This is a genomic window from Ruegeria sp. CDSC021 (genome assembly GCF_059610845.1).
Genome location: NZ_JBXWOK010000003.1, coordinates 134,709 through 158,631, shown reverse-complemented (window position 1 = coordinate 158,631; position 23,923 = coordinate 134,709). Strand labels below are relative to the sequence as shown.

Annotated in this window: 22 protein-coding genes; 6 read left to right on the top strand and 16 right to left on the bottom strand. The window is 56.5% G+C overall.

What is annotated here, in order from left to right; genetic code table 11:
• Positions 1-34: 34 nt before the first annotated feature.
• Positions 35-931, bottom strand: a complete 897-nt coding sequence (locus AC2FGB_RS07640; RefSeq protein WP_496693760.1) for a CPBP family intramembrane glutamic endopeptidase — start codon at positions 929-931, stop codon at positions 35-37.
• Complete coding sequence (locus tag AC2FGB_RS07635; protein ID WP_496693761.1) at positions 924-4,022, bottom strand: ABC transporter transmembrane domain-containing protein; 3,099 nt, start codon at positions 4,020-4,022, stop codon at positions 924-926. Before AC2FGB_RS07635 ends, AC2FGB_RS07640 begins: the two co-directional genes overlap by 8 nt.
• Before the next feature lie 246 nt (positions 4,023-4,268).
• On the opposite strand from AC2FGB_RS07635, the gene AC2FGB_RS07630 reads away from it, so the two are divergent.
• On the top strand, positions 4,269-5,030 hold the full coding sequence (locus AC2FGB_RS07630; protein ID WP_271948884.1) for a DUF6478 family protein: 762 nt from the start codon (positions 4,269-4,271) through the stop codon (positions 5,028-5,030).
• Between the two features lie 10 nt (positions 5,031-5,040).
• Positions 5,041-5,388 (top strand): hypothetical protein, encoded by a 348-nt coding sequence (locus tag AC2FGB_RS07625; protein WP_142636351.1) that lies wholly within the window; start codon positions 5,041-5,043, stop codon positions 5,386-5,388.
• Between the two features lie 63 nt (positions 5,389-5,451).
• On the opposite strand, the gene AC2FGB_RS07620 is transcribed toward AC2FGB_RS07625, so the two are convergent.
• A complete protein-coding gene (locus AC2FGB_RS07620) occupies positions 5,452-6,150 on the bottom strand; it encodes a helix-turn-helix transcriptional regulator (protein WP_496689311.1) in 699 nt (232 codons plus the stop codon).
• A gap of 133 nt (positions 6,151-6,283) precedes the next feature.
• On the opposite strand from AC2FGB_RS07620, the gene AC2FGB_RS07615 reads away from it, so the two are divergent.
• A complete protein-coding gene (locus AC2FGB_RS07615; protein ID WP_496693762.1) occupies positions 6,284-6,640 on the top strand; it encodes a VOC family protein in 357 nt (118 codons plus the stop codon).
• 125 nt (positions 6,641-6,765) lie between these two features.
• Here the strand turns inward: AC2FGB_RS07615 and AC2FGB_RS07610 are convergent, their stop codons facing one another.
• From AC2FGB_RS07610 to AC2FGB_RS07585, 6 genes are all read right to left on the bottom strand, one after another.
• Positions 6,766-8,106 carry a S41 family peptidase gene (locus AC2FGB_RS07610; protein ID WP_142636359.1) on the bottom strand — a complete coding sequence of 447 codons (1,341 nt, stop codon included), beginning with the start codon at positions 8,104-8,106 and terminating at the stop codon, positions 6,766-6,768.
• Positions 8,107-8,112: 6 nt separating this feature from the next.
• Complete coding sequence (locus AC2FGB_RS07605; protein ID WP_496693763.1) at positions 8,113-9,243, bottom strand: murein hydrolase activator EnvC family protein; 1,131 nt, start codon at positions 9,241-9,243, stop codon at positions 8,113-8,115.
• Positions 9,240-10,757: a 2,3-bisphosphoglycerate-independent phosphoglycerate mutase gene (gene gpmI / locus AC2FGB_RS07600; protein WP_496689307.1), complete on the bottom strand. Its 1,518-nt coding sequence runs from the start codon at positions 10,755-10,757 to the stop codon at positions 9,240-9,242. The genes AC2FGB_RS07605 and gpmI overlap by 4 nt, the downstream gene beginning before the upstream one ends.
• Before the next feature lie 104 nt (positions 10,758-10,861).
• Positions 10,862-12,535, bottom strand: coding sequence for a sulfatase-like hydrolase/transferase (locus AC2FGB_RS07595; protein ID WP_496693764.1), 1,674 nt, complete (start codon positions 12,533-12,535; stop codon positions 10,862-10,864).
• 66 nt (positions 12,536-12,601) lie between these two features.
• The gene (gene nqrM / locus AC2FGB_RS07590; RefSeq protein WP_271948901.1) at positions 12,602-12,838 is read right to left on the bottom strand and encodes a (Na+)-NQR maturation NqrM; all 237 of its coding nucleotides are present in this window, start codon (positions 12,836-12,838) and stop codon (positions 12,602-12,604) included.
• 14 nt (positions 12,839-12,852) lie between these two features.
• The gene (locus AC2FGB_RS07585) at positions 12,853-13,878 is read right to left on the bottom strand and encodes an FAD:protein FMN transferase (protein ID WP_281972907.1); all 1,026 of its coding nucleotides are present in this window, start codon (positions 13,876-13,878) and stop codon (positions 12,853-12,855) included.
• 363 nt (positions 13,879-14,241) lie between these two features.
• Here AC2FGB_RS07585 and AC2FGB_RS07580 point away from each other — a divergent pair, with 363 nt between their 5' ends.
• A complete protein-coding gene (locus AC2FGB_RS07580; protein WP_271948907.1) occupies positions 14,242-14,766 on the top strand; it encodes a CBS domain-containing protein in 525 nt (174 codons plus the stop codon).
• A 3-nt stretch (positions 14,767-14,769) separates the two neighbouring features.
• On the opposite strand, the gene AC2FGB_RS07575 is transcribed toward AC2FGB_RS07580, so the two are convergent.
• A complete protein-coding gene (locus AC2FGB_RS07575; protein WP_271948909.1) occupies positions 14,770-15,540 on the bottom strand; it encodes a metallophosphoesterase family protein in 771 nt (256 codons plus the stop codon).
• 159 nt (positions 15,541-15,699) lie between these two features.
• Between AC2FGB_RS07575 and AC2FGB_RS07570 the strand changes: the two genes are divergently transcribed.
• The gene (locus tag AC2FGB_RS07570) at positions 15,700-16,713 is read left to right on the top strand and encodes a GDP-mannose 4,6-dehydratase (RefSeq protein ID WP_281995105.1); all 1,014 of its coding nucleotides are present in this window, start codon (positions 15,700-15,702) and stop codon (positions 16,711-16,713) included.
• Between the two features lie 5 nt (positions 16,714-16,718).
• Complete coding sequence (gene tviB / locus AC2FGB_RS07565) at positions 16,719-18,002, top strand: Vi polysaccharide biosynthesis UDP-N-acetylglucosamine C-6 dehydrogenase TviB (protein WP_496689481.1); 1,284 nt, start codon at positions 16,719-16,721, stop codon at positions 18,000-18,002.
• A gap of 53 nt (positions 18,003-18,055) precedes the next feature.
• On the opposite strand, the gene nqrF is transcribed toward tviB, so the two are convergent.
• The 6 genes from nqrF to AC2FGB_RS07535 are packed head-to-tail and all read right to left on the bottom strand — an operon-like array spanning position 18,056 to position 23,916.
• Positions 18,056-19,279, bottom strand: a complete 1,224-nt coding sequence (gene nqrF / locus AC2FGB_RS07560; protein ID WP_281972904.1) for an NADH:ubiquinone reductase (Na(+)-transporting) subunit F — start codon at positions 19,277-19,279, stop codon at positions 18,056-18,058.
• A 10-nt stretch (positions 19,280-19,289) separates the two neighbouring features.
• Positions 19,290-19,898, bottom strand: a complete 609-nt coding sequence (gene nqrE, locus AC2FGB_RS07555; RefSeq protein ID WP_142636377.1) for an NADH:ubiquinone reductase (Na(+)-transporting) subunit E — start codon at positions 19,896-19,898, stop codon at positions 19,290-19,292.
• Entirely contained in the window at positions 19,898-20,551 is a 654-nt protein-coding gene (locus AC2FGB_RS07550; RefSeq protein ID WP_142636378.1) for an NADH:ubiquinone reductase (Na(+)-transporting) subunit D, read from the bottom strand. Before AC2FGB_RS07550 ends, nqrE begins: the two co-directional genes overlap by 1 nt.
• The gene (locus tag AC2FGB_RS07545; RefSeq protein ID WP_496677034.1) at positions 20,551-21,366 is read right to left on the bottom strand and encodes a Na(+)-translocating NADH-quinone reductase subunit C; all 816 of its coding nucleotides are present in this window, start codon (positions 21,364-21,366) and stop codon (positions 20,551-20,553) included. Before AC2FGB_RS07545 ends, AC2FGB_RS07550 begins: the two co-directional genes overlap by 1 nt.
• The gene (locus tag AC2FGB_RS07540; RefSeq protein ID WP_282027194.1) at positions 21,359-22,567 is read right to left on the bottom strand and encodes an NADH:ubiquinone reductase (Na(+)-transporting) subunit B; all 1,209 of its coding nucleotides are present in this window, start codon (positions 22,565-22,567) and stop codon (positions 21,359-21,361) included. The genes AC2FGB_RS07545 and AC2FGB_RS07540 overlap by 8 nt, the downstream gene beginning before the upstream one ends.
• 5 nt (positions 22,568-22,572) lie before the next feature.
• Entirely contained in the window at positions 22,573-23,916 is a 1,344-nt protein-coding gene (locus tag AC2FGB_RS07535) for a Na(+)-translocating NADH-quinone reductase subunit A (RefSeq protein WP_496693765.1), read from the bottom strand.
• Positions 23,917-23,923 lie beyond the last annotated feature (7 nt).

Below are 23,923 nucleotides of genomic sequence, written 5' to 3'. Positions count from 1 at the left end.
GACGTCACATAAGACGCTACGGAAAGAATTGCAATCAGCGCCTGAGCGCAAGGCGCGCGATAAACCAGCTGACAATCATCACGGCAAAATCCACATATAACCATTGCCGCAATGTCAGAGTATCGGTCATATCAAAGGGCAGTACAAATAAGGCAAGACCGCTGAGGGTGTCAGGTAGCGAGACAAACAAGAGCGCTATGACATTGTTGAAAAAATGCAGCGCTATGGCCGGGCCCAGGGTTCCCGCCCGCGCGGTCAAATCCGCAGCCAAAAGTCCAAACAGACCAGTCCACAGCACCAGCAACTCTGCATTGCCGCCCGCCGCATCGGGCGAATAGTGCCCCACCGCGAATAGAAGCGACGGTACCCCCATCCAGATGATCGGAGAACGAAATCGCGCCGCCAGGCTTTGCTGCATATATCCGCGGAAAAGCAGCTCCTCTGCACTGATTTGGACAAACACAGCCAATAGCGACAGAGGCAGGAATACCAGCCAAACCGAAAAGGACAGGTTTTGAACAAGCGGCGCGCCCAAAATGACGTGCGGCACGGTTACGATAACCACGCCAAGCACCATCAGGGCGCGCAGCACAAGCCAGAACTGTCTGGCCGCTTTGCCCCGAGTCCCTAAAATAGAACCCAGGGACCGCTTCTGAAACTGTCGCGCTGCGGTCCACACACCAAATGTGACAAACCCAAAGCTTGACAGCAGGATCACCATCGAGATCGGGGTCGAGCCGTTCATCAACCCGCTGGCCCATTCCTGCGGTCCGGCCACGGTTACGACTGCAAACAGGATCAGATTGAAGACGGTTGCAACGACTACGATTGTTGCCAGGCCGGCCAGCAGGCGCCACAGCTGTGGTTTGTCGCGTGCGTCGGCGACCAGTTGCTCATGCGGGGCGTAAGAGGGCGCGCGGATTTCAGACATTCTGGTGGGAACTTTCGGTCTGGTCCTCATCATCGAAGAACAAGGTCGATGCTTTGGTGGCGTTGATCTTTTCCGAAATGGTTGTCAGGTATCCGGCAACTGTTTCAAGCAACTGAACCGCAACGCTTGCATCGCTTTCGATCACCGCGCGCAGTTCCACTGCACCAATCCGCAGGAATGAACAGTTTTCGCCTGCCACAAGATCCAACTGCCTGGTCTCACCGGTGATAACAGACAGGTCACCGATCAGGCGCCCGGGTTCAATGACAGATATGGACCGGGTCGAACCGTCCTCTTCGTGCCACATCAGCTTCGCATGACCCGAAATGCACAGATAGGCCGCATCCGGCGCCTGCCCACGAGAGAAAATGACCTGACCCGCGGCAGCATCATACCACTGCGCCGAAAACGCCAGCAATCTCTGGTTGCGACCGTCGATATTGGCAAAAAGCGGAGTTGATGAGATAATCTTCAGCTTGCGGCTGAGGTCAGCGGTGGTGCCGGATTCTTGTTCGAGCTGCGTTTTCGAGACACCGTCAATGCGGCCATCCTTGATTTCAACAAACAGATCATAGGCCTCGGGATGGGCGAAACTGTCCTCCATGAAAATCATGATGGAATCGGGCAGCAGTTCGCGCAGTTTCAACCGGGTGCGTAAACGGCTCTCAGAGTCATGGCTGGCCAACGCTCTATCCAGGATTAGCAAATCCGGCCGTTTAATCCCGGCGCGCGAGAAGGCAATTCGTTCCTGAAAGACGGTTGTCAGATTGTTCCCACCCAGCCCTGCGGACAGATCATAGACGATGGCCGCTGCCTGTCTGCGCAGACCTGCGGCATTGATCACTTCGGCAACCACATCCTCTATCTCGTCAGCATGAGCTCCCGCCGTCACAGACACCCGCCCGAAAAGCGCATTTTCCATAACCGTCATACGCGCGATGTATGTGTCCGGTGTGACCGGTACAAATATCTCCTGCAGGCTTCCACGTAGCCTTTCGCCCTGTTCAGTGCGGATTTTCAGAATCTTCTGTTTGTATTCATCCGGGAAATCAGGGCCTATCTGTTCGGCGGTCAGCAGGAACGGAACAGTCAGAAGAAAGGCGTGTTCGCGCTGCGACAGCTCGTCCACTCCTTTTGCCTTGCGCTTGTCTTCGATCGCCAGCAGCCGGTGGAACATATCCTTGCTCAAGCCCAGGCGCAGGAACAGCGGATGGTCGGTTCCGTCCCGCCCAAAAGCATGGTTCAGCGTTTCTAGAACAGCGCTTGAGATACTCAGCGCGTCGTCATCAAGCTCATGTGTACGCAGCATTTGCATGAACCGATTATCGCCGGCCAAAATGTCCGGCGAGATTTCCTGCGACGGTGCTGCATAAAGAAGGTTGCCACCCAAAGGCACAGTTGGGTTGAACCTGTCCGGATCGAACCGGTAGACAAAGCGGTCCAAATCTTTTTCCACCAACTTGTCATGGATGGGGCCACGGAGGTCGATGATATTTTGCACAAACTCGGGATGCTGATCCGGATTCAACTGGCTGCGCAGGGTACGGCGGAACATGAATTCATCCGTTCCCATCGCCTCGACCAGCTTGAACCACCAATCCTGGATGTCGTCGGTGTTGTTGAGCCCGGCCAGACCGGGATCAATCCATTCATCTGACAGCGAATCCACCGAGTTCCCCGCTCGCGCGGCCTCGATCTGGCGGCGGCTAGGGGCCCTGGCGGCGTCGGCTTCATGCTGAGGGCGTGTTTTCAGGGGCATCATCAAGTTGTCCCCAATCGACCCATCAAACAGATATGGTCGAGAATAGGCATATCCGATCCGCGCCGCGATGACGGATTGGTGCAAGGATTGGATGTCATGCCCGGCAATCGTGACGTCGCCCTGAACCGGCAGCAATTCGCGGGTCAGCAGCTGAGCCAATGCCCCTCTTTCGGCCGCATTCGAGGATTTGATGGCCACGCGGGCCCCTTTGGGTATGACGAGGTCTATATCCTCGAGAACAGTTTTCCCATCGTTATCCCGAACGGTAATATTCTGCAGCTTGATCTCGCCAGTCAGATGCGGAATGGAATCAGGCTCGCCCTCGAACAGCTCTTCGGGCACCATGTTGTCGGGTGCGAAGCGTTCGGTCACGATTTCCCACCGCAACGACATGTCCTGAACCTGATTGTAATAGGTCAGCAGATCCTTCCAAGGTCCGCTAAGATCCTTATATGCTCCCAGTGCCGCCACCAGCGCGCCCACTGTTACCTCGCCCGTGATCGCCAGGTATCCGCCCACCGAATAAAACAGAAACGGGGTCATCTGAGTGATCAGATTGTTGAGAAACTTCATGAAGAACTTTTTGTTATAGATCTTGAATCGGATCTCGAACAAAGTTCCCAAACGATGGCTGAACTGGGCCAATCTGTGCCGCCAGCCTCCGTTGGTGCGCAGATCGCTGATCCCGGCTGCGCTTTCGCCGATTTCTGAGCTCAAGCGCCTAACTTCCTGGATTCGGTCTTTGTTCAACAGGTTGATCTGGCGCTGCAATTTTGGGATCAACCAAGCCTGCAGCGGGATCAGCGCAATACTTGCAAGACCAAACCACACGCTTTGCATGAACAGAAACGTCACAATGGTCATCATCTGACCAAACTGGAATACAGGTTGTGCGATCGCATCTCCCATCAGGCCGCCCATCGGTTCAGCCTCGGACGTGATCATCGACACCAACTCGCCCTGACTGGTGGTGGCAAAATAGGATTTCGGGAACCGCAGAGTTCGGTGGATCAGCATGTACCTCAGTCGGCGTAACATGCGTTCGGCCAACACACCTTTCATCGTGTTGATCCGCATTTTCATCAGACCGCTGGCGATGACCGTCGCCAGAAAGGCCAGACACAGAATCAACAAATACTGCACCTGCGTCACCGTAACTCCTAAGAAAGTTACCGAGCTGCCTGGTGCACCAATCGCATCGTTAATGATCTGCTTGGGCAGCTCCAGTGATGCATAGAGGAAGGGAAAAGAAAACAATGTCAGCAGCAACAATACCAGTTGCTGTTTCTTGGAATGCTTCCAGATGAATGCGAATAGAGTGGGTTCCATGCCCCGTCTTTGCCTCGGAAATATTGCTATAGGGTTGTAACGGATGGTCCACTGCAATCAGGTGTCAGACGGTACGCACTGACCGGGTCGATTGCAAGAACGGCGCACTCCGTAACAGGTCACAACTTTGCTGCCTAGCCAAAAGCGTGTTCACATTTTCGGTAATTTACCGACGCTATGATGCAAATCGGCTTTATCCTCGGGTGGATATCCGACAAAAGATGTGTGGAGCAATAGATTGGGATCATGGGTAAGCTACTGGATCGCTATATTCACCGCAAAGCACTTACGCGCTGGCAGCGGGACGCCCGGGCAGCGCCCGAGGCTGTGCTTTCTGAATTGCGGCTGCAGCGTGATGATGCACGTCGCTTGCGATCCGAGCTGGATGCGCTGATCCTTCAGGCCAACAGCCGCCTTACACGGCCTGTGGCGGGATCAACCCATTTCCCGAAACCGTTGGGCACCGACTGGAGCTGGAGGCCCGAGCTGTGGCGCTATCCTCAGCCCCGCCCCGGTGTCGCCTCGGCCCCGCGTAAGGCACGTATCAACGATGAGGCAACGCTGTTTCACGACTGTCCGCGCCAGGAAATCAGCACGCGCCAGATCAGGAACACGCGCAAGCATGATCTGTCACCGTTCAGCTTGGCGGTCGAGGTTTTTGGGTTCGAGGGATCATTTCTCTCTCTCTCTATCGAGCTTCCACAAGAGGCTGTGCAAGGGCTGACGCAGCAGCATCTGATCCGAGTCGATTGCCATATTGAGGCCGAACGCCCACAGGAATTGTTCGCGCGGCTCAATATTCGACACGGCCCAAACGCCGAACAGGTTCTGCGCAAACTTGATCCCACTGGTCCTTCAAACAGCGTGGATTTTGATCTTGCACATTTACCACTGAATGAACGCCGCATGGACAAAGTCTGGCTGGATATCATTCTGGATAATCCTCGGATGAACCGGATAGTGTTGCAGGACCTGACCGTCTGTCGTCACCATCGCGCCGATTTATGAGAACCCAGCCATGACTAATCTGATACTCACATCACTGGGCCTGGAAAATGGCACCTGGATGGGCCACCTGCAGGCCGATACGCAGCCCGAGATCAGCGTGTCCTACCGTGGTGACGCGCTGGATGAGGTTCACCTGTCACCAGCCGACACCGGGTGGGAGCTTTGTGTACAGGTGCCTGATGTGGCCCTGTCTGACGGGGTCCACAGTTTTGTAATCTCAGATTCCGTTTCAGGGCTTAAACTGGGCGGGTTCTCGATCATTGCAGGAAACGCCGCCGCCGATGACCTGCGCGCCGAACTGGACCTGATGCGAGCAGAGCTTGATATGCTAAAACGAGTCTTTCGCCGGTCTCAGTAGGCGGTAGAAGTGCGTGCCTATAATTCAGGCGTCATTGTCCGCATACGGTTGGCCATGACCCGATCACATCGAAGAATCATCAATTACCAATGAGGGTTGAAATTTTTCTTTCGGCAGCAGCTTGAAGCGCGTTTCGCCCATTGAGGCCCCAAGCATCCGGTCGCACCGAAATGTCCTTGGTTCGTTTCTCAGACGGTCGATCGCAACGACGTACCAAATGGGATACTTCAACAAGAGATACTGAGGCTCAATTTGCCGGTTGGAAATAACACCGTCTTCTCTTTGATATTGCAGCTCCAAGACCTTTTGATCGACGAAAGCCTGATGAACCGCTTGCACAATCCTTTTTGGTGGGGCGCTCGCGCTGGCTTGAACATAAGTCGAAGCCGTGACGCCTATGAGAATACGGGACTTGAGCTGGTTCACCTTGTTGCGTTTCTCGGGTGAAAACGAGGCCACAAGCTGCCGCCTTACCGATGCCAAGTTCGCAAGCAACATTGGTGATTTCATCTGCTCTGCGACAGCGATGCTGATTAGCAGATCGACCGCCTCAGCGTATGTCAGGTTCATGCGACCAACGCCCCAGTTGCGGTCGAGGCGCACACCTCCTCCACGACCGCGATCAGCGTCTATCTGCATGCCTTGGTCCCGCATAAGCACAAGGTCGCGGGCTATCGTGCGCATGCTGACACCATGCTGTTGCGCCAAGTCTCTAACCGTACAATGGGCATCTTGCTTGAGTTGAACCGCAAGCAATTCCAATCGCCTCAGTCTGTTGTGTGTATTAGCCCGTGCCATGAATCAAATAAGACATAAAATGGCACATTAGTCGATATAGCTTGGGTCACTGAAACCAATGCCTGACGCAGGCCACTCACTTGCAGGAGCTAAATCGATGAAAATGAATTACTTTGTTGTCGGAACGAATGACATGGCAGCTGCAAGAACCTTCTACGACACACTGTTTTCGCAATCGGGTCTCCAAAGCATGTCGCCTTCAGAAAGAATGACTTACTGGCTTGGAAAGGATTTTGCCTTCGCCGTGGCCAAACCCTTCGACACGTTGCCGGCCACTAACGGTAATGGAACGATGGTTGGATTTTGCGTTGGTGGCGAAGCAGAAGTCAGAAGGCTGCACGCTTTAGCCACAGATCTCGGGGGTGATTGTGAGGGGCCCCCCAACCAACGCGGGCCAAAGTTCTCTGCATACGTTCGAGACCTGGATGGAAACAAGATGTGTTTTTCTGACTAGCTTTTCACAGAGCGGACGTTGGTTGGGAGACAACATAGGTGGCATCGGGCTCTAATCAGCCACCTTACCTCGATCGGCAGCGGCCCCATCAGGAAAAGGGCCGCCTGTCAGGCGGCCCGGCTTCTTTATTGCGATGGCCCGTCCGGGTTGAAGGCTGACAGCCCCTTGAGGATGTCGATGGCATAGGCCAGCTGGTAATCCTCTTCCCGCAATTCGGCGGTGGCTTCGGCCTTGGCCCTATCTTCTTCGATCTGGCGGATTTCATCCTCGCTCAGGCTGTCATTGTTCAGACTGCCACGCAGATCAGCCTCGGAACGGGTGTTCCCATTGGCCTCTTCTTCCTCGGTCTCCGGGGCTGGACGGGGTTGTTCGACGATGATGTCGGGGCTGACACCAAGCGCCTGAATCGAACGGCCCGATGGCGTGTAATAACGCGACGTGGTCAAACGCATCGCACCATCGCTCCGCAGTGGCATAACGGTCTGGACCGAGCCCTTGCCGAAACTTTTGGTTCCCACAACGATTGCGCGGCGATGATCCTGCAGCGCGCCGGCTACAATCTCGGATGCCGAGGCGGACCCGCCATTGATCAGCACGACAATCGGCTTTCCTTCTGCCAGATCACCCACTGTTGCGTTGAAACGCTCACCATCGCTTGGATCGCGGCCACGGGTTGATACGATCTCACCCTCGTTTAGGAATGCGTCCGAAACCTTGATTGCCTGTGTCAGCAGACCACCGGGATTGTTGCGCAGATCCAGAACGACACCATTCACCTTGTCGATCCCTCCGGCCTCTTCGATCTGCTCGGCCAGACCTTCCTGCAAGTTGGGATAGGTTTGGTCGTTAAAGGTGGTCACACGCAGAACCACACTGGTCCCTTCGGTGCGCGCGCGTACTGCCGTCAGTTTGATTGTGTCGCGGATGATAGGCACGTCAAAAGGTTCCTGTTCACCCTCGCGGACAACGGTGATCACGATTTCCGAGCCCACCGGCCCGCGCATCAGATCGACCGCTTTGTCCAGGGTCAGGCCCAGTATGCTTTCGCCATCGACATGGGTGATGAAATCTCCGGCTTCGATCCCGGCCTCATCCGCAGGCGTATCGTCGATCGGCGAGACAACTTTGACAAAGCCCTCTTCCTGCGTGACTTCGATACCCAGACCGCCAAACTCGCCACGGGTCTGGACCCGCATTTGTTCGGCATCATCCGGCGACAGATAGCTGGAATGCGGATCCAGCGAGGTCAGCATACCGTCAATGGCCGCCTCAATCAGGTCTTCGGGCTCAACCTCTTCGACATATTGCGCGCGGATGCGTTCGAAAATATCGCCAAACAGATCCAGCTGTTCATAGACACTGGCCTTGTTTTCGGCTTCTTGGGCAAGCAACGGACCGGCGATCTGCGTCGTTACAATCAGGCCTGCAATAGTTCCAGCCAAACCGGCCATCACAAATTTCTTCATACTCGTTTATCCATCCTTGTCGGTCCGAAACCACGATTCCGGGTCCACGGGGCTGTTATCCTGTCTTACCTCTATATAGAGCGTTTCTGACCGGTCAGTTCCAGTGCCATCACTGCTTGTTGACAAAATTGCGCCGATTTCCTTCGATTCTGCAGGCATCAATCCGACTGGCGTCCCCCGGGGAATCACCTGACCGGCTTCTCCGTAGACCTCTTGTAGCCCGGAAAAGACAAATAGAAGCCCCGGTTGCGGCTCGAGGATCACCAGATTCCCCAACTCCAGTAGTGGCCCGCGATACCGTATCGTGGCCGCCGTTGGCGAGGTGACTATTGCGCGCGGTCGGGTGCCCAATACGATACCAGGGCGTTTGACACCGGCCGCATCGGTTTCATTTGCCCGGTGCAGGATGATGCCCTGCGTCGGCAGCGCAATTTGACCCTTGATACTTGATATATCCGCATCCGTTTCGGCGATTTGCCCTTCGGAGATCTGGGAAAGCCCGCTGGCAAAACCGTCAAGCGTTTCAGTCGATGAGATCAGGATCGCTGTGCGGATCGGGTCCTCGACAAAGCGGCGCGGCAAATCCGTTCGGTCTGCGATGGCGGTGCTGAGCTGGGTGCGGGCATTCTGAACGCCGGTCAAGCCCTCGACCAAGGTTTCCGAGGCGCTTTGCTGCAACAATCGCAGCGTGCGCACTTCTTGAAGATCACGCGCAAGAGACTGCGCTTTTGCGTTCAGACCTGGCGTAACCTCGGACAGCATCATACCGGCCCGGGCCGAGCCCAACGGCCCTGACGGGTGTAGCATCAGAACCGGAGGCGCCGTGGTTTCGATCGTTTGTAATACGCCCAACAGCTGTGCCACGTCCTTTTCCCGACTGCGCAACTCGGCTGTTAACTGGGCTTCGCGTGTTGCCGCCCGTCGTAGGCCATCCCGCATGGCCGACAGGCCCGCCTCATACGCCTGTATGGTTTCGGTCAGGGCACGGACCCGGTCGCGGGCGCTTTCGGCCTCGGTCAACCATACTGATGCCTGCTCAAGCATCTGCGCTGCATTCAATGCAGCGGTCGCGGGGTCGGTCTGGGCAACCGCCCTGGATGCAAAGAAAATCGCCAGAAGCAGCGCACGAAGCGTCATGAAAGCAGGCTCTTTCCAGTCATTTCAGGGGGCTGATCCAACGCCATCAGTTCCAGCAGTGTGGGCGCCAGATCGGACAGGCGACCATCCCGCAAGGATACCCCTGCTGGTCCCCCGACTAACGCCACGGGCACGGGGTTCAGCGTATGGGCTGTATGCGGCCCGCCGGTTTCGGGATCGACCATCATCTCGCAATTTCCATGATCGGCCGTTACAATCATTGCGCCCCCCACTTTTTCCAACGCGGCGACCACTTGCGCCAGCCCTTGATCCACAGCCTCACAGGCGCGGATTGCCGCTTGCAGGTCGCCGGTATGCCCAACCATATCCGGATTGGCATAGTTGGTTATGATCAGATCATAGCACGCCCCGATGGCTTCGACGAATTTTGCGGTTACTTCGGCCGATGACATCTCGGGTTGCAGGTCGTAGGTCGCCACTTTGGGTGATTTAGGCATAAAGCGGTCTTCGTTCGCCTCAGGCACTTCCTTGCCGCCATTGAGGAAGAAGGTCACATGCGGGTACTTCTCAGTCTCGGCCAGTCGGAACTGGCTGAGCCCATTTTTTGCCACCCATTCGCCCAGTGTATTGATGATGTCACGTTTGGGGAAAACAGTGGTCATATAAGCGCTGTGCCCGTCGGAATATTCGACCATGCCCAGCAGGGCTGAAGGCTGTGGGCGCGGGCCGGTGTCGAAATCATCAAAGCCGGGTTCGCCAATCGCCCGCAGAATCTCGCGGGCCCGGTCGGCGCGGAAGTTGAGGCAGAAGAACCCGTCTCCGTCTTTGATGCCGTGATAGCCGTCGAGGACGGTCGGAACGATGAACTCGTCCGTTTCCGACTGCTGATAGGCCTGATCCACGGCATTGCGCGCCGAAACAGCGCTGCGCCCTTTCCCCTTGATCATTGCACCATAGGCTTCGCTAACACGTTCCCATCGGTTGTCGCGGTCCATGGCAAAATAGCGCCCGCAGACCGAGGCAACACGGGCGCCGTCGGGCAAGCGCTCCTCAAGCTCTGTGATATAGGTCAGCGCTGATTTCGGGGCCACATCCCGGCCATCCGTAACCGCGTGCAAGGCTACGGGCACACCAGAATCCGTTATCGCCTTTGCCGCAGCAATGATATGGTTCAGGTGGCCATGCACTCCCCCGTCCGAGACCACCCCCAACAGATGTGCGGTGCCACCTGCAGCCTTTACCTTACCGATAAAGTTCTGCAGCGCGGAGTTGGCAAAGAAAGAACCGTCCTCAATCGCCAGATCAATCTGGCCCAAATCCATCGCAACAACGCGGCCAGCCCCAATATTTGTGTGACCGACTTCGGAATTGCCCATCTGACCACTTGGCAGACCAACATCCGGACCATGGGTGATCAGCTTGGCGTGTGGGCCCTTGGCCATGATCGCATCAAATGTTGGCGTGTCGGCAAGGTAAGGCGCATTGGCCTCGGTGTCCTCGGACAGGCCCCAGCCATCAAGAATACACAGGACGACGGGTTTCGGGGCGGTCATTTCGGCTCTCCGGGTTTGCTGCTCTTGGTTGGTCTTGTATCGCCTGCCCCGCGCAGGGTGAACCGCCTTTTGCCCTGATCAGGTCAGAATTCATGTTACAAAGGCTATTCCTTGCCGGTATGGTCCTGATAGGGGCGCGCTTTGCGGCCTCTGTATTTCACGGTCAATTCCAGTGGTGCGTCGTTTTCGTCATAGATTCCAATAACCACCCCTCTGCCCCGACTATTGGTGCGCATATCGATCAGTTGCTGTTCGGAACGTGTTGTGCGCTGCGACGGGCGACGCGCCCAAGTGAACAGATGGTCATACATCTTGGCGATGATATCCGCGTGTTCAGCACTGTTGCCAAGGTCGGTTAGTTCATTCGGGTCGTTTTCAAGATCGAACAGCAGTGGCCGATGCCCGCCTTCGCAATGGATCAGCTTCCAATTCTTGTTGGCCACCATGAACATCACTGCATCCCGAACCGAGGCATTCAGCTTTTCCGCCATGGGCGAGGCGGAATAGTCATACTCACTGATTGCCACTTCCCGAGGTGTCTCGACCTGATGGCCACGCAAGATCGGCAACAAGGAGTGACCTTCCAGAATGTGACCCGACGCTTCGCCTCCGGCTATGTCCAAGAATGTTGGGGCGAGGTCGATGGACTCGACCAGCGCGTCGCTGACAGTGCCACGGGTTGCCTCAGCCTCGGGGGATGGGTCATAGATGATCAACGGCACCTTGACCGATGCGTCCTGGAAAAAGGTCTTCTCACCCATCCAGTGATCGCCCAGAAAATCCCCGTGGTCCGAGGTTAACACGATCATCGTGTCCTCCATCCGACCCGTCTTTTCCAGCCATGCGAACAGCCGGCCCATTTGGTCGTCGGCCTGCTTGATCAGACCCATATAAGCGGGGATCACGGCGTCGCGCACATCCTGCCGCGAGAACGCCTCGCCAACCTTGGTGTCCATGAATGCCCGGAGCACCGGATGGGCATTCCGGCGTTCCGCCTCAGACCGGACCACGGGCAGGATATGTTCCGGTCCGTACATTGAGGCATAGGGTTCCGGCACGACATAGGGCCAATGCGGTTTGATAAAGCTCAGGTGGCAGCACCAGGGGCCGTCATGGGTTTCCATGAATTCGATCCCGCGCCCGGTCAGATAGGGCGTTTCGCTATCTTCCTCGGCAATATTCGCCGGCTGGGACGAGTTCTTGAGAAACCAGCCCGACAGAACATTGCCATCAGCGTCGAGACCTGAATTGGCGAAGTCATGCCAGGGATTGTCGCTGTCATATCCTTTGGCCGATAGATATTTGTTGTATTCCTTGGCTCCGTCCGGGTCATAATACCCATCCGGCCCTTCGGGCAGCATTCCGTCATCACGCTCGAACACGTCGAACCCGCATTCGGCCACGCGCGCACCAATCAGACTGTCCGGCTCCAGCCCCAGCCGCGCCATGCCTTCAGCATCCGCGCGCATATGGGTTTTGCCCACCAGCCAACAGTCCATCCCGGCCTTGCGCAGATGATCACCCATGGTCATCTCACCCACTTTCAGCGGGATACCGTTCCAAGAAGCCCCATGCGAATGCACATAGCGCCCGGTATAGGTCGACATACGGGAGGAACCGCAAATAGGAGACTGAATATAGGCCCTGTCGAACCGCACGCCACGCGCAGCCAAGCGGTCTATGTTGGGGGTGTGCAGATGCGGATGCCCGTAACAGCTCAGATAGTCCCAGCGCAGCTGGTCGAACATGATGAACAGGATGTTTCTTGCTTTGGCCAAATCTGCGCCCCCGTTATTCAGGGACCTGCTTAGCCAATTCCAACCGCCAAACGAAGCGCTAAGTTATTAGGCTTGCCGTTCCATCTGCTCAAGCATCTTTTGGGCGCGTTTGCACTGAAGCTTGTCGCGCAAGGGGCTGTTAGGGTCCACGTCCTTTTGGCAGACCACACATTTATCCGCCCCCGAGATCGCATTCAGGCCACCGCAGCTGCCCTTGATGGTCTTACCCATCAACATCACACCCAGCGACATGCCAACCATGATGATCAGCAGCAGAATGAAGGCCAGAATAAAAGTGCTCATCTCAGCTCAACCCGTCAGTTGGTGCCCAACGCCTCTTTGAACGCTGTGCTGTGTACCGTGATATAGGCATCCTCACCGCCTGTCACATCCCGCGAGATGAAATACACGGCAAGTTTATGCGTCTCGGCAAGTTTCAAACCCTTTTCCTGACCCAAGGCCAACATCGCTGTCGCCCAAGCATCTGCCATCATAGCATTTTCGGCCAGTACCGTGACCGAAGTGGTCCGATGCGTGATCGGGCGGCCAGTAGTTGGGTCAATGATATGCGAATACCGCACACCATCTTGTTCAAAGAAATTCTTGTAATCGCCGGATGTCGCCATACCCAGATCATCAAGCTGTACGATCAACTGCAGATTCTGCGCATCGGCCTGGGGTTTTTCGATCCCGATCCGCCAAGTTTCACCCTTGTCGTTATCGCCTCTTGTGACCAGATCGCCGCCGATCTCGACCATATAGTCCTCAATCCCAGCCGTGCGCAGCGTTTCGGCCACGGCGTCGATGCCATACCCCTTGGCAATGGCGGACAGGTTAATGCCGACTCCGGCATCGGCCTTCGCCAAAGTTCCGGCATCGCGATCCAGTTGCAGCAATCTGGCCTGTCCGACCTTGCCCAAAGCCGCCTGGATGTCAGCATCTGCGGGCACCGGATCTTCCGGTTTGCGCGGACCAAAGCCCCACAGCTCGATCAGCGGGCCGAGAGTCACGTCGAATGTACCCCCGGATTTCTCGTGCACATCATTCGCGGCATCAAGCACCAGCGCAAATTCATCCGAAACGGCTACAGGTTCAGTGCTGCCCGAGTCCGAGAAGGTCGAAACCTCGGAATTCGGGTCCCAGTTCGACATCTTTGCGTTAACTTCGGCCAGTGTCTGTTCGACCGCACCCGCCAGCGCTTCTTCATCAACATCGACACCGATGGCCGTGATGTTGAAGGTCGTCCCCATCGTTTCGCCTGACAGGCGTACCACCTCGGGCTCTTTGTCGAACAAGCAGCCGGAAATAAGTGTGGCGACAGCCAGGACTGGCAAGAAACGCATATGGGTCCCTCCTGAGGAAAAGCGTGCCCGGCATATGACAGCGGCCCTAATCAGAGTCAAACCTGCATCAGGCTTTCAGCGGCAGGAAGCCTAGCGCCAACAAACCGATTCCGGCGGGCACCCCGAACAGCCATGCTTTCTTCTGCCATCCCGGAGCCTGTTGTTTCCAGGTCATGCGAAAATTATGGCCACAAACGACAACCGCAAAAAATATCAGCGCGGCAACAGGGGGGGTCAGATAAAAGTTGGACAACGGGCCGGATTTCCTTGGTTTTTGGCAGTTTTCCCCGGTTAGGGCATTTGTACCCTATACAGGTCATATGGCTGCGGTAAGGTGAAAAGCAAAGCAAGAGGAGATTGCCCATGGCCCCAAGCTCTTACCAGCCACCGACACGCGGCGACAAGGCCGCGGCTGCCTCGCATAGCCAGTCGGTTGAATCGAACCTTTCTCATACACAGACAACAGTCGAAAAGCTGCTTGTTGGCAAAGGGGACGCGGTTTTTACCGTGCGCCCGAAAGACACAATTCATTCGGTGGTGAATATCCTCAAGGAAAAGCGTATTGGCGCTGTGGTGGTGACAGATCAGAATGGTACGCTTCAGGGTATCCTGTCCGAGCGTGATATTGTGCGCCGTATGGCCGATACTCCGGGCCAGACCCTGCCCCAATCTGTCGAAGATCTGATGACCCGCAGTGTACAGACCTGCGCGCCCGAGGATCTGTTGAACGATGTACTGAAAACCATGACAGAGGGGCGCTTTCGCCACATGCCCGTCCTCAGCGATGGCCATCTTCGTGGCGTGATCACGATCGGTGATGTCGTGCATTTCCGCCTCAAAGAGCTGGAGTATGAAGCCCTTCGCATGAAGCAGATGATCGTCGGTTGACAGCTATTCCGGCTGCTCGTTGGTTGCGATGAACCGGACCTCGCCGGCGCGAATATCAGTGGCGGTCAACCTGCCACTGAAGAAGGCGCCGGTGTCGATCGAAACAACGCCATTCTCAGCGCGGGGCTCTGACGTGATCGTATGACCATGGACAACCCACTGGCCATCTTCCCGCATCTGCCGTGAGAAATTCGGATGGCCCCACAGGCGGACTTGGCGTGTCTGCTCATCCAATGGCTTGCCCGGGTCCAGCCCTGCATGCACCACGGTGACATTGCCGCTGGTCCAGGTCAGGGGACGGTCGTGCAGCCATGACAGCAAATCTTCTCCCATTGCGCGTCGCAATCTGTCAGCCACCGAGACAGCATCCGCACCAACCGTGTCTTCATCCACACCGGTAATTCCAAATGAGGCGAGCGTTTGCAGGCCACCGTTTTGCAGCCAAAGCCTGCCGACCCGTTTTGGGTCATCGGTGAACCGCAACAGCATCTCTTCGTGATTACCCAGCAGGCAAATGAAATCATTGCCCCGGACCCGGCTAAGGTGCCGTAACTGGTGCAGCACCTGGGCGCTGTAATTGCCACGATCAATGTAGTCCCCGACAAAGATTGTGGGGCAATCTGGATCCAGCCTTGCCAGCAAAGTCTGCAACAGATCCAATCGCCCGTGGATATCCCCCACGGCATAAAACCTCTGGTCAGGCGCGATGTCAGAAACTGAATTCTGTGCCGCCTGAGGTTTTTTCCACCTGGTTTTGATCCAATCCCACACCATCGCAATTTCCTACCCTGACTGGCGGGCAACAACAATCCGCAAGTGAATTCGGGTTCTGGATTGCCCCATTGGCGCGGTTTGTAGGAAAATCCCCTTGACCTTGAGGGGCTGAAAGTATCCCTGATGTTTCAAACGGTTTTGGTTTGGGTCGAGGGTTAAATGAAGCGCGTATTAGTCACAGGCACAGCAGGGTTCATCGGTTTTCACTTGGCAAAACTACTACTGGCCGAGGGGTTTCAGGTTCACGGCTACGATGGGATGACGGATTATTACGACGTCTCGCTCAAGCAGCGCCGCCATCAGATGCTCTTGCAATCCCCTGGGTTTTCCGCAACCGAGGATCTTTTGGAAAACTACGAGCAGCTTGCAAAGGTCGCTGAGGAGTTCCAGCCCGAGGTGATCGTGCATCTCGCGGCGCAGGCTGGTGTCCGCTATAGCCTTGAGGACCCGCGCAGCTATATCAATTCCAACGTGGTCGGCACGTTCAACGTCATGGAAATCGCGCGCGAGCATAAGGTGGATCACCTTCTGATGGCCTCGACATCCTCGGTCTATGGCGCCAACGAGGTCATGCCCTTCACCGAGGTCGAAAAGGCCGACACGCCGCTCACGATTTACGCCGCGACCAAAAAGGCAAATGAGGCGATGGGCCATTCCTATGCCCATTTGTGGAACCTGCCCACGACCATGTTCCGGTTCTTCACCGTCTATGGCACCTGGGGGCGACCCGATCTTGCGCTCTATAAATTTGTGGACGCCATCCTGGATGACCGCCCGATCGATATCTATAACCACGGCGACATGTATCGGGATTTCACCAATGTCGAAGACCTTGTCCGCGGTATCCGACTGCTGATCGACGTCCCTCCGGTGCGGCCGGACAGCGCAGATGAGATTGAAGAAGGTGACAGCCTGTCGCCGGCGGCGCCCTGGCGCGTGGTGAATATCGGCAATGGCGACAAAGTGCGGCTGATGGATTTTATCGAAGCCATTGAGGAAGCTATCGGCAAGAAAGCCATCCGCAATTACATGCCTATGCAGATGGGTGATGTTCCTGCCACTTGGGCGAATAGTGATCTGCTGCAAAAGCTGACCGGCTATCGTCCGCAGACAAATTTCAAAGATGGAATCGCCCAGTTTGTCGAATGGTTCCGCGACTATCATGGTAAGTGACGCATATGCTTGAAACCGACCCCAATTCCCGAAAGATTGCTGTGATCGGGCTGGGTTATGTCGGCCTGCCCCTGGCCGTGGCCTTCGGCAAAATTGGCAAGGTGATCGGATTTGACATCAATGCGGCGCGGGTCGAGGCACTACGCGCTGGCGTAGATGCAACGCATGAGGTTGAGCCACATGACCTGAGCGCGGCGGGCGGCCTGAAATTCACAACCAACCCCTCGGAGATTGCCGATTGCGATACCTATGTCGTAACCGTCCCCACGCCGATCACCGCAGGTAAGCAGCCTGATTTAGCCCCCCTTCTGGCTGCGTCGGAAACAGTTGGCCACGTATTGAAACCCGGTGATTTGGTGATCTACGAATCCACCGTCTATCCCGGCGCAACCGAAGAAGATTGCGTTCCGGTGCTGGAACGCGCCTCGGGCCTGACTTTCAACACGGATTTCTTTGCAGGCTACAGCCCCGAGCGGATCAACCCCGGTGACAAGACCCACCGTATCGCGGACATCTGCAAAGTCACCGCTGGTTCAACCCCGCAGGTCGCTGATCTAGTTGACGCGCTCTATGCCCGGATCATCACCGCTGGAACCTACAAGGCCGAAAGCATCCGCGTGGCTGAGGCCGCGAAGGTGATCGAAAACACCCAGCGCGACCTGAATATCGCTCTGGTGAACGAGTTGGCGATGATCTTCGGTCGCATGGGCATCGATACCGAGGCTGTGCTGCGCGCAGCCGGAACCAAATGGAACTTCCTGCCCTTCCGCCCCGGTCTGGTCGGCGGGCATTGCATCGGCGTGGATCCTTACTACCTGACGCACAAGGCCGAGGCCGTGGGCCATCACCCGCAGATCATCCTTGCAGGGCGGCGCCTGAATGACAGGATGGGCAGCTATGTGGTGTCGCAACTGGTCAAACGTATGACCCGTTGCGGTATCAATGTTGGCGCCGCCCGTGTTCTGGTGATGGGCCTGACGTTCAAGGAAAACTGCCCCGACCTGCGCAACACCCGTGTCGTCGACATTATCGAAGAATTGCAAAGCTATGGCATCAGCGTCGATGTCCACGACCCTCATGCCGACCCCAAAGCCGCGCACGAAGAATACGACCTGGCCCTGATCGACCAACCTGAGCCAGGGCTCTATGACGGGGTCGTCCTGGCCGTCGCGCATGCGGAATATCGGGCACTCGATCCTTTGCAGTTTCGAGCCTATGGCAAAGAAAACAGCGTAGTCTTCGACATCAAATCCTGCCTGCCACGCGAGGCAAGCGACCTGCGCCTGTAATCGAACCAAAAGACCTAAAATGAAACCGGCGCCACAGGGCGCCGGATAACTGATTACCCGCCGAAATCGTCGAGCATGATATCTTCGCGGTCCACACCCAGATCCAGCAGCATGTTGATGACCGACTGGTTCATGATCGGCGGTCCGCACATGTAGAACTCGCAATCCTCGGGTGCCGGGTGGTTCTTGAGGTATTCGTCGAACAGCACGTTATGGATAAAGCCGGTATAGCCTTTCCAGTCATCCTCGGGCTGGGCATCCGACAGGGCGACATGCCATTCGAAATTGTCGAACTCTTCCGCGAGGCTGTCGAAATCCTCGACAAAGAACATCTCTTTCTTGGACCGGGCACCGTACCAGAAGGTGATCTTACGGTCGCGATTCTCAAGCCGTTTGAGCTGGTCGAAAATATGGCTGCGCATGGGCGCCATACCAGCACCACCACCGATGAACACCATCTCTCTTCCGGTCTCGCGGGCGAAGAATTCACCGAATGGACCCGAGATCGTGACCTTGTCACCCGGTTTCAGGTTGAAGATATACGACGACATCTGGCCCGCCGGTATCCCTTCGGAACCCGGAGGCGGTGAGGCAACCCGGACGTTCAGCATGATCATGCCCTTTTCGTCCGGATAGTTGGCCATGGAATAGGCGCGTTCGATGGGTTCGGCAACGACCGAGTCGTATTGCCACAGATTGAAGCGATCCCAATCTTCGCGATATTCCTCCTCGACATCGAAATCAGTGTATTTCAGCGCATGGGCGGGGGCTTCGATCTGGATATAGCCACCAGCGCGGAAATTCACATCCTCACCTTCGGGCAGGTCCAGCGTCAGCGCTTTGATAAAGGTGGCAACGTTTTCGTTCGACCGAACCGTGCATTCCCATTTCTTGACGCCAAAGACCTCTTCGGGGACCTCGATATCCATGTCTTGTTTAACTGCAACCTGACAAGACAGACGGTCGCCACAAGCGGCCTCGCGCTTGGTGATATGGCTTTCTTCGGTCGGCAGGATCGAGCCACCGCCGGAATGGACGCGTACGCGGCATTGTGCGCAGGTCCCGCCGCCGCCACAGGCCGATGGCACGAACAGTTTCTCAGCTGCCAGGGTTTGCAACAGCTTGCCACCGGCGGGCACGGACACGGTTTTCTCACCATTGATGGTGATGTTGACATTGCCCGTCGACACCAACCGCGACCGGGCGGCCATGATAAGGGCGACAAGCGCCAGAACGATCAGCGTGAAAAGAACGACGCCTAGGCTAAAGGTTTCCATTGCCGCCCCCTTACAGTTTCACGCCCGAGAAGGACATGAAGGCCATCGCCATCAGACCCGCGGTGATAAAGGTGATCCCCAGACCCTGCAGGCCATCAGGAATGTCCGAATATTTCAGCTTTTCGCGCACCCCCGCCATAGCGGTAATCGCCAGCGCCCAGCCAAAGCCGGAGGACAGACCATAGGTCGTGGCCTCGGCAAAGTTATAATCCCGCTCGACCATGAACAGCGAGCCACCCAGGATGGCGCAGTTCACCGTGATCAGCGGCAGAAAAATACCCAGCGCGTTGTAGAGCGGGGGGAAATACTTGTCCAAGACCATCTCGAGGATCTGAACCATCGCGGCTATCACGCCGATATACGAGATCAGGCCAAGGAAGGTCAGGTCCACATCCGGGAACCCGGCCCAGGCCAGCGCGCCCGGCTTCAGCAGATAGGTCAGCAACAGGTTGTTGGCGGGAACGGTGATCGCCTGCACGACCATGACCGAGATCCCAAGACCCAGCGCGGTCGAGATCTTCTTGGACACGGCGATGAAGGTACACATGCCAAGAAAGAAGCTGAGCGCAAGGTTTTCGACAAAGATGGCCTTTACGGCCAGTGAGATAAGCCCTTCCATCAGTGCGCCTCTACCTGCTGGATTTTGTATTCGCGTTCTTCGACCTGGTTCGGCTTCCATGTACGGAAGGCCCAGATGATCAGGCCGATGATGAAGAACGCCGAAGGTGGCAACAGCAGCATACCGTTGGGTACGTACCAGCCGCCATTGTTCACAGTCTGCAAGATGGTGACACCGAACAGCGACCCGGCCCCCAACAGCTCGCGGATAAAGCCGACTAGCAGCAGGATCAGCCCATAGCCCATGCCGTTGCCAACACCATCGATAAAAGATGCTATCGGGGGGTTCTTCATCGCAAATGCCTCGGCACGGCCCATCACGATACAGTTTGTGATAATCAGCCCAACGAAAACCGACAGGGTTTTCGAAATCTGGAAGGCATAGGCCTTGAGAACCTGATCCACCAGGATCACCAGCGACGCGATGATCACCATCTGAACGATGATCCGGATTGAGCCGGGTATCTGGTTGCGCAACATCGAAATGAACATCGACGAGAAGGCGGTCACGAAGGTCACAGCCAGCGCCATTACAAAGGCCACCTGCAACGAAGAAGTCACGGCCAGCGCGGAACAGATGCCCAGGACCTGCAGCGTGATCGGGTTATTGTCGACAAGCGGGTCGACCAGCATCTCTTTCTTGGTCTGAGACATCAAAACTCTCCTGCTTGCAGTTTGGCCAGGAACCGGGCGTAGCCCGCGTCACCCATCCAGAATTTCACCAGGTTATCGACACCAACCGAGGTCAGAGTGGCCCCAGCAAGCGCGTCGACATAGAAATCGGGACCGGCGGCGGGCTGCGACTTGGCGACGGTAATCTGCAGCTCGCCTGCATCGTCGCGCAATTTCTTGCCATTCCACAGACCTTTCCATCGCGGGTTGTCCACCTCGGCGCCAAGGCCGGGGGTCTCACCATGCTGATAGAACTGCAGGCCGTAGATGTCGTTGCCGTTACTTTCTAGAGCGATAAAACCATAGAGCGTCGACCACAGGCCATAACCATGCAGCGGCAGGATCACTTTGTCTAAATCGCCCGCATCATCGCGCAACAGATAGATCACTCGGTACTTGGCCTGACGACCAATACCCGCCGGGTCAGTGTCCAATGCTACGCTGAGTTCAGGATCACTTGCAGCAGCCTGGTCATCAAAGGTTGCCGGATCGAACTGATCGTCGACAAATTCGCCGGTGGCAAGCTCGAGCACATGCGGCTCGAACGCAGCGAAGGCTTCGGTCACATCTATGCCCGGCTCGAAGACACCAGCCACCTGCAAAACGTTAACCTGTTTGTCCTTCAGCGCGTTGGCTTCTTGCACCGGGCGCAGGCTGACCGCAGCGGCGGAGACCACCATCGAGGCAACAAGACAGACAGCAACGGCGACGAAGATCGTCTTGCCAACCGAATCCGGCGAGGCGGCCAGAAAGCGAGCCAATGCGCCCTTGGGTTCTTGAGGTTGCGGATCAGACATGGCGACGCGCCCTCCGTTTGATATTGGCCTGCACGACGAAATAGTCGATCAGCGGTGCAAAGACATTGCCGAACAGGATGGCCAGCATCATGCCTTCGGGGAAGGCCGGATTGATCACGCGTATCATCACAACCATCACTCCGATCAAGGCGCCATAGATATAGCGGCCCAGGTTGGTGTGGCTGGCGGAAACCGGTTCGGTCACCATGAAGGCCAGGCCAAATGCATACCCACCCAGAACCACATGCCAATACCACGGCATCGCGAACATCGGGTTGGTATCCGACCCGATCAGGTTCAGCAGCAGAGTAAATCCGATGGTCCCGGCCAGACAGCCAACGATCAGGCGGTAATTGGCAATCTTGGTCATCAGCAGGAAGGCCATACCAATCAAGCAGGCCAAGGTCGAGGTCTCGCCAAAGCTGCCCTGAATGGTGCCGTAAAAAGCGCTGGACCATGTGATCCCTTCGGCAGCAAGAGCCTGTACGCCCTCGGCCGCTGACACCGCCAGCGCGGTTGCACCCGAGAACCCGTCAACCGGGGTCCAAACCGAGTCACCCGACATCTGAGCAGGATAAGCGAAGTACAAAAACGCACGACCAACCAGCGCGGGGTTAAGGAAGTTCTTGCCGGTGCCGCCAAATACCTCTTTGCCGATCACCACACCGAAGATAATGCCCAAAGCCACCTGCCACAAGGGTGTAGTGGCCGGCATAATCAGAGTGTAAAGCATTGATGTTACAAGGAAACCTTCGTTCACCTCATGGCCGCGCACGGTGGCAAAGATGACCTCGAATATACCGCCTGCGACCAGTGTGACGATGTAGATAGGCAGAAAATACATCAACCCGTGCATCACATTTGCAAAGACACTGCTGGGGTCCAGCGAGATACCAAACATCTGCAGCAGAGCGATGCGCCAACCGGTGGCAGAGTCCGGCCCGAGGCTGGCGATGGCCGAGTTGGCCTGATAGCCGGTGTTCCACATCCCCCAAAGGATACAGGGAATGGTCGCGATCACGACATAGGTCATGATCCGCTTCATATCCACGTAAGACCGCGCATGCGGGGCCACAGAGGTCACGGTTTTCGGAGTGTAGATAAAGCTTTCGACCATCTCGTAGATGGGGAAATACTTTTCGTACTTGCCGCCCTTGGTAAAGTTCGGCTCGATCCGATCGAAGAAGCTGCGCAAACCCATTTGGATCAGCCCTCCTTTTCAATCTTGTTCAGGCAGTCGCGCAACGCCAGCCCGTATTCATATTTTGCCGGACAGGCAAAGCCGACAAGGCCCAGATCCTCTTCGTCCAGCTCTAGCGCGCCCAGAGCTTGCGCAGTATCGGTGTCCATCACCAGTAGTGCCCGCAGCAGTTGCGTCGGCAGATAGTCCTGCGGCATCAGCTCTTCGAACGTACCCGTGGGCACCATGGCGCGGCGCCCCCCATTCAGATTCGAGCTGAGCGCGTACAGCTTTTTGGCGAAAGCAGAACCCAGCACCGGCTGAACCGCAAATTTCGAAGGCATCGGGCGGATCCAACCCATCGGAATCTGGTCGTGGTCCTCACGGATGATGGTCATCTGCCTTGCAAAACGCCCCAGATAAGCCGTTGGGCCATCCGCATGCTGACCAGATAGGATCGAGCCCGAAATGATCCGTGCCGTGCCCTCCACATCAATCTCATCCCGGGTCAGGTCTTCGGTCGACGCTCCCATCACCGTACGGATCAGGCGCGGCTGACGGGCTCCCGGGCCAGTCAGGGCGATCACCAGATTAGGGTCCAGATGGCCCGTCTGCATCAGGCGGCCAATGGCGATGACATCTTGATACCCGATGGTCCAGACCTGCTTTTCGCCCGCAAGCGGTTCGAGGAAATGGATGTGGGTTCCGGCCAAACCCGCAGGATGCGGACCAGAGAATGCCGCCGCCTCTACGTCTGGCAGATCGCTACCCGGAACTGAAGCACCGTCCTGCTGGCACAAATAGGTTTTGCCCTCGGTCAGCTTGGATACGGCTACCAGACCATCCGCAAATGCTTTGCCCGCGTCATTGATGATGAGTTCTGCATCTCCGGCCAGTGGCTCGCTATCCATGGCGGTGACGAAAATCGCTGCTGGCTTAGTGCCCGGAACTGGCATCTTGGAATAGGGACGCGTACGGAAAGCGGTCCACAGCCCCGCGGCGCATAGCTTGGCGGTAACACCCTCGGCGCTGTCCGCATCACCAACACCCGAGAAATCGATACCCGTGTCGTTGGCATCCGCAACCTCGATCACAACGCTTTGCAAAACCCGGCGCGCACCACGGTTGATGGCAACGATCTTACCACTTAGCGGGGCGACCATCATCGCCTCGGGTGCGTCCTTGTGACAGAAAAGCGGAATGCCACGTTGAACGTCATCCCCCTCCTGAACCAGCATTCGCGGTTTCAAGCCAAGGTAATCGCCCCCCAAAACCCCAACAGTCTTGAATTCTGGACCCGGATGGATAGTTTGTTCCGGTGCGCCTTGCACCGGCAGCTCCAACCCTTTTTTCAGTTTGAAAGTTTGCATGTCGCTA

Excerpts from the sequence above, each read along its gene's own strand:
- AC2FGB_RS07640 (WP_496693760.1), bottom strand. The coding sequence starts at position 931 with ATGTCTGAAATCCGCGCGCCCTCTTACGCCCCGCATGAGCAACTGGTC.
- AC2FGB_RS07635 (WP_496693761.1), bottom strand. The coding sequence starts at position 4,022 with ATGGAACCCACTCTATTCGCATTCATCTGGAAGCATTCCAAGAAACAG.
- AC2FGB_RS07630 (WP_271948884.1), top strand. The coding sequence starts at position 4,269 with ATGGGTAAGCTACTGGATCGCTATATTCACCGCAAAGCACTTACGCGC.
- AC2FGB_RS07625 (WP_142636351.1), top strand. The coding sequence starts at position 5,041 with ATGACTAATCTGATACTCACATCACTGGGCCTGGAAAATGGCACCTGG.
- AC2FGB_RS07615 (WP_496693762.1), top strand. The coding sequence starts at position 6,284 with ATGAAAATGAATTACTTTGTTGTCGGAACGAATGACATGGCAGCTGCA.
- AC2FGB_RS07610 (WP_142636359.1), bottom strand. The coding sequence starts at position 8,106 with ATGAAGAAATTTGTGATGGCCGGTTTGGCTGGAACTATTGCAGGCCTG.
- AC2FGB_RS07605 (WP_496693763.1), bottom strand. The coding sequence starts at position 9,243 with ATGACGCTTCGTGCGCTGCTTCTGGCGATTTTCTTTGCATCCAGGGCG.
- gpmI (WP_496689307.1), bottom strand. The coding sequence starts at position 10,757 with ATGACCGCCCCGAAACCCGTCGTCCTGTGTATTCTTGATGGCTGGGGC.
- nqrM (WP_271948901.1), bottom strand. The coding sequence starts at position 12,838 with ATGAGCACTTTTATTCTGGCCTTCATTCTGCTGCTGATCATCATGGTT.
- AC2FGB_RS07585 (WP_281972907.1), bottom strand. The coding sequence starts at position 13,878 with ATGCGTTTCTTGCCAGTCCTGGCTGTCGCCACACTTATTTCCGGCTGC.
- AC2FGB_RS07580 (WP_271948907.1), top strand. The coding sequence starts at position 14,242 with ATGGCCCCAAGCTCTTACCAGCCACCGACACGCGGCGACAAGGCCGCG.
- AC2FGB_RS07575 (WP_271948909.1), bottom strand. The coding sequence starts at position 15,540 with ATGGTGTGGGATTGGATCAAAACCAGGTGGAAAAAACCTCAGGCGGCA.
- AC2FGB_RS07570 (WP_281995105.1), top strand. The coding sequence starts at position 15,700 with ATGAAGCGCGTATTAGTCACAGGCACAGCAGGGTTCATCGGTTTTCAC.
- tviB (WP_496689481.1), top strand. The coding sequence starts at position 16,719 with ATGCTTGAAACCGACCCCAATTCCCGAAAGATTGCTGTGATCGGGCTG.
- nqrF (WP_281972904.1), bottom strand. The coding sequence starts at position 19,279 with ATGGAAACCTTTAGCCTAGGCGTCGTTCTTTTCACGCTGATCGTTCTG.
- nqrE (WP_142636377.1), bottom strand. The coding sequence starts at position 19,898 with ATGGAAGGGCTTATCTCACTGGCCGTAAAGGCCATCTTTGTCGAAAAC.
- AC2FGB_RS07550 (WP_142636378.1), bottom strand. The coding sequence starts at position 20,551 with ATGTCTCAGACCAAGAAAGAGATGCTGGTCGACCCGCTTGTCGACAAT.
- AC2FGB_RS07545 (WP_496677034.1), bottom strand. The coding sequence starts at position 21,366 with ATGTCTGATCCGCAACCTCAAGAACCCAAGGGCGCATTGGCTCGCTTT.
- AC2FGB_RS07540 (WP_282027194.1), bottom strand. The coding sequence starts at position 22,567 with ATGGGTTTGCGCAGCTTCTTCGATCGGATCGAGCCGAACTTTACCAAG.
- AC2FGB_RS07535 (WP_496693765.1), bottom strand. The coding sequence starts at position 23,916 with ATGCAAACTTTCAAACTGAAAAAAGGGTTGGAGCTGCCGGTGCAAGGC.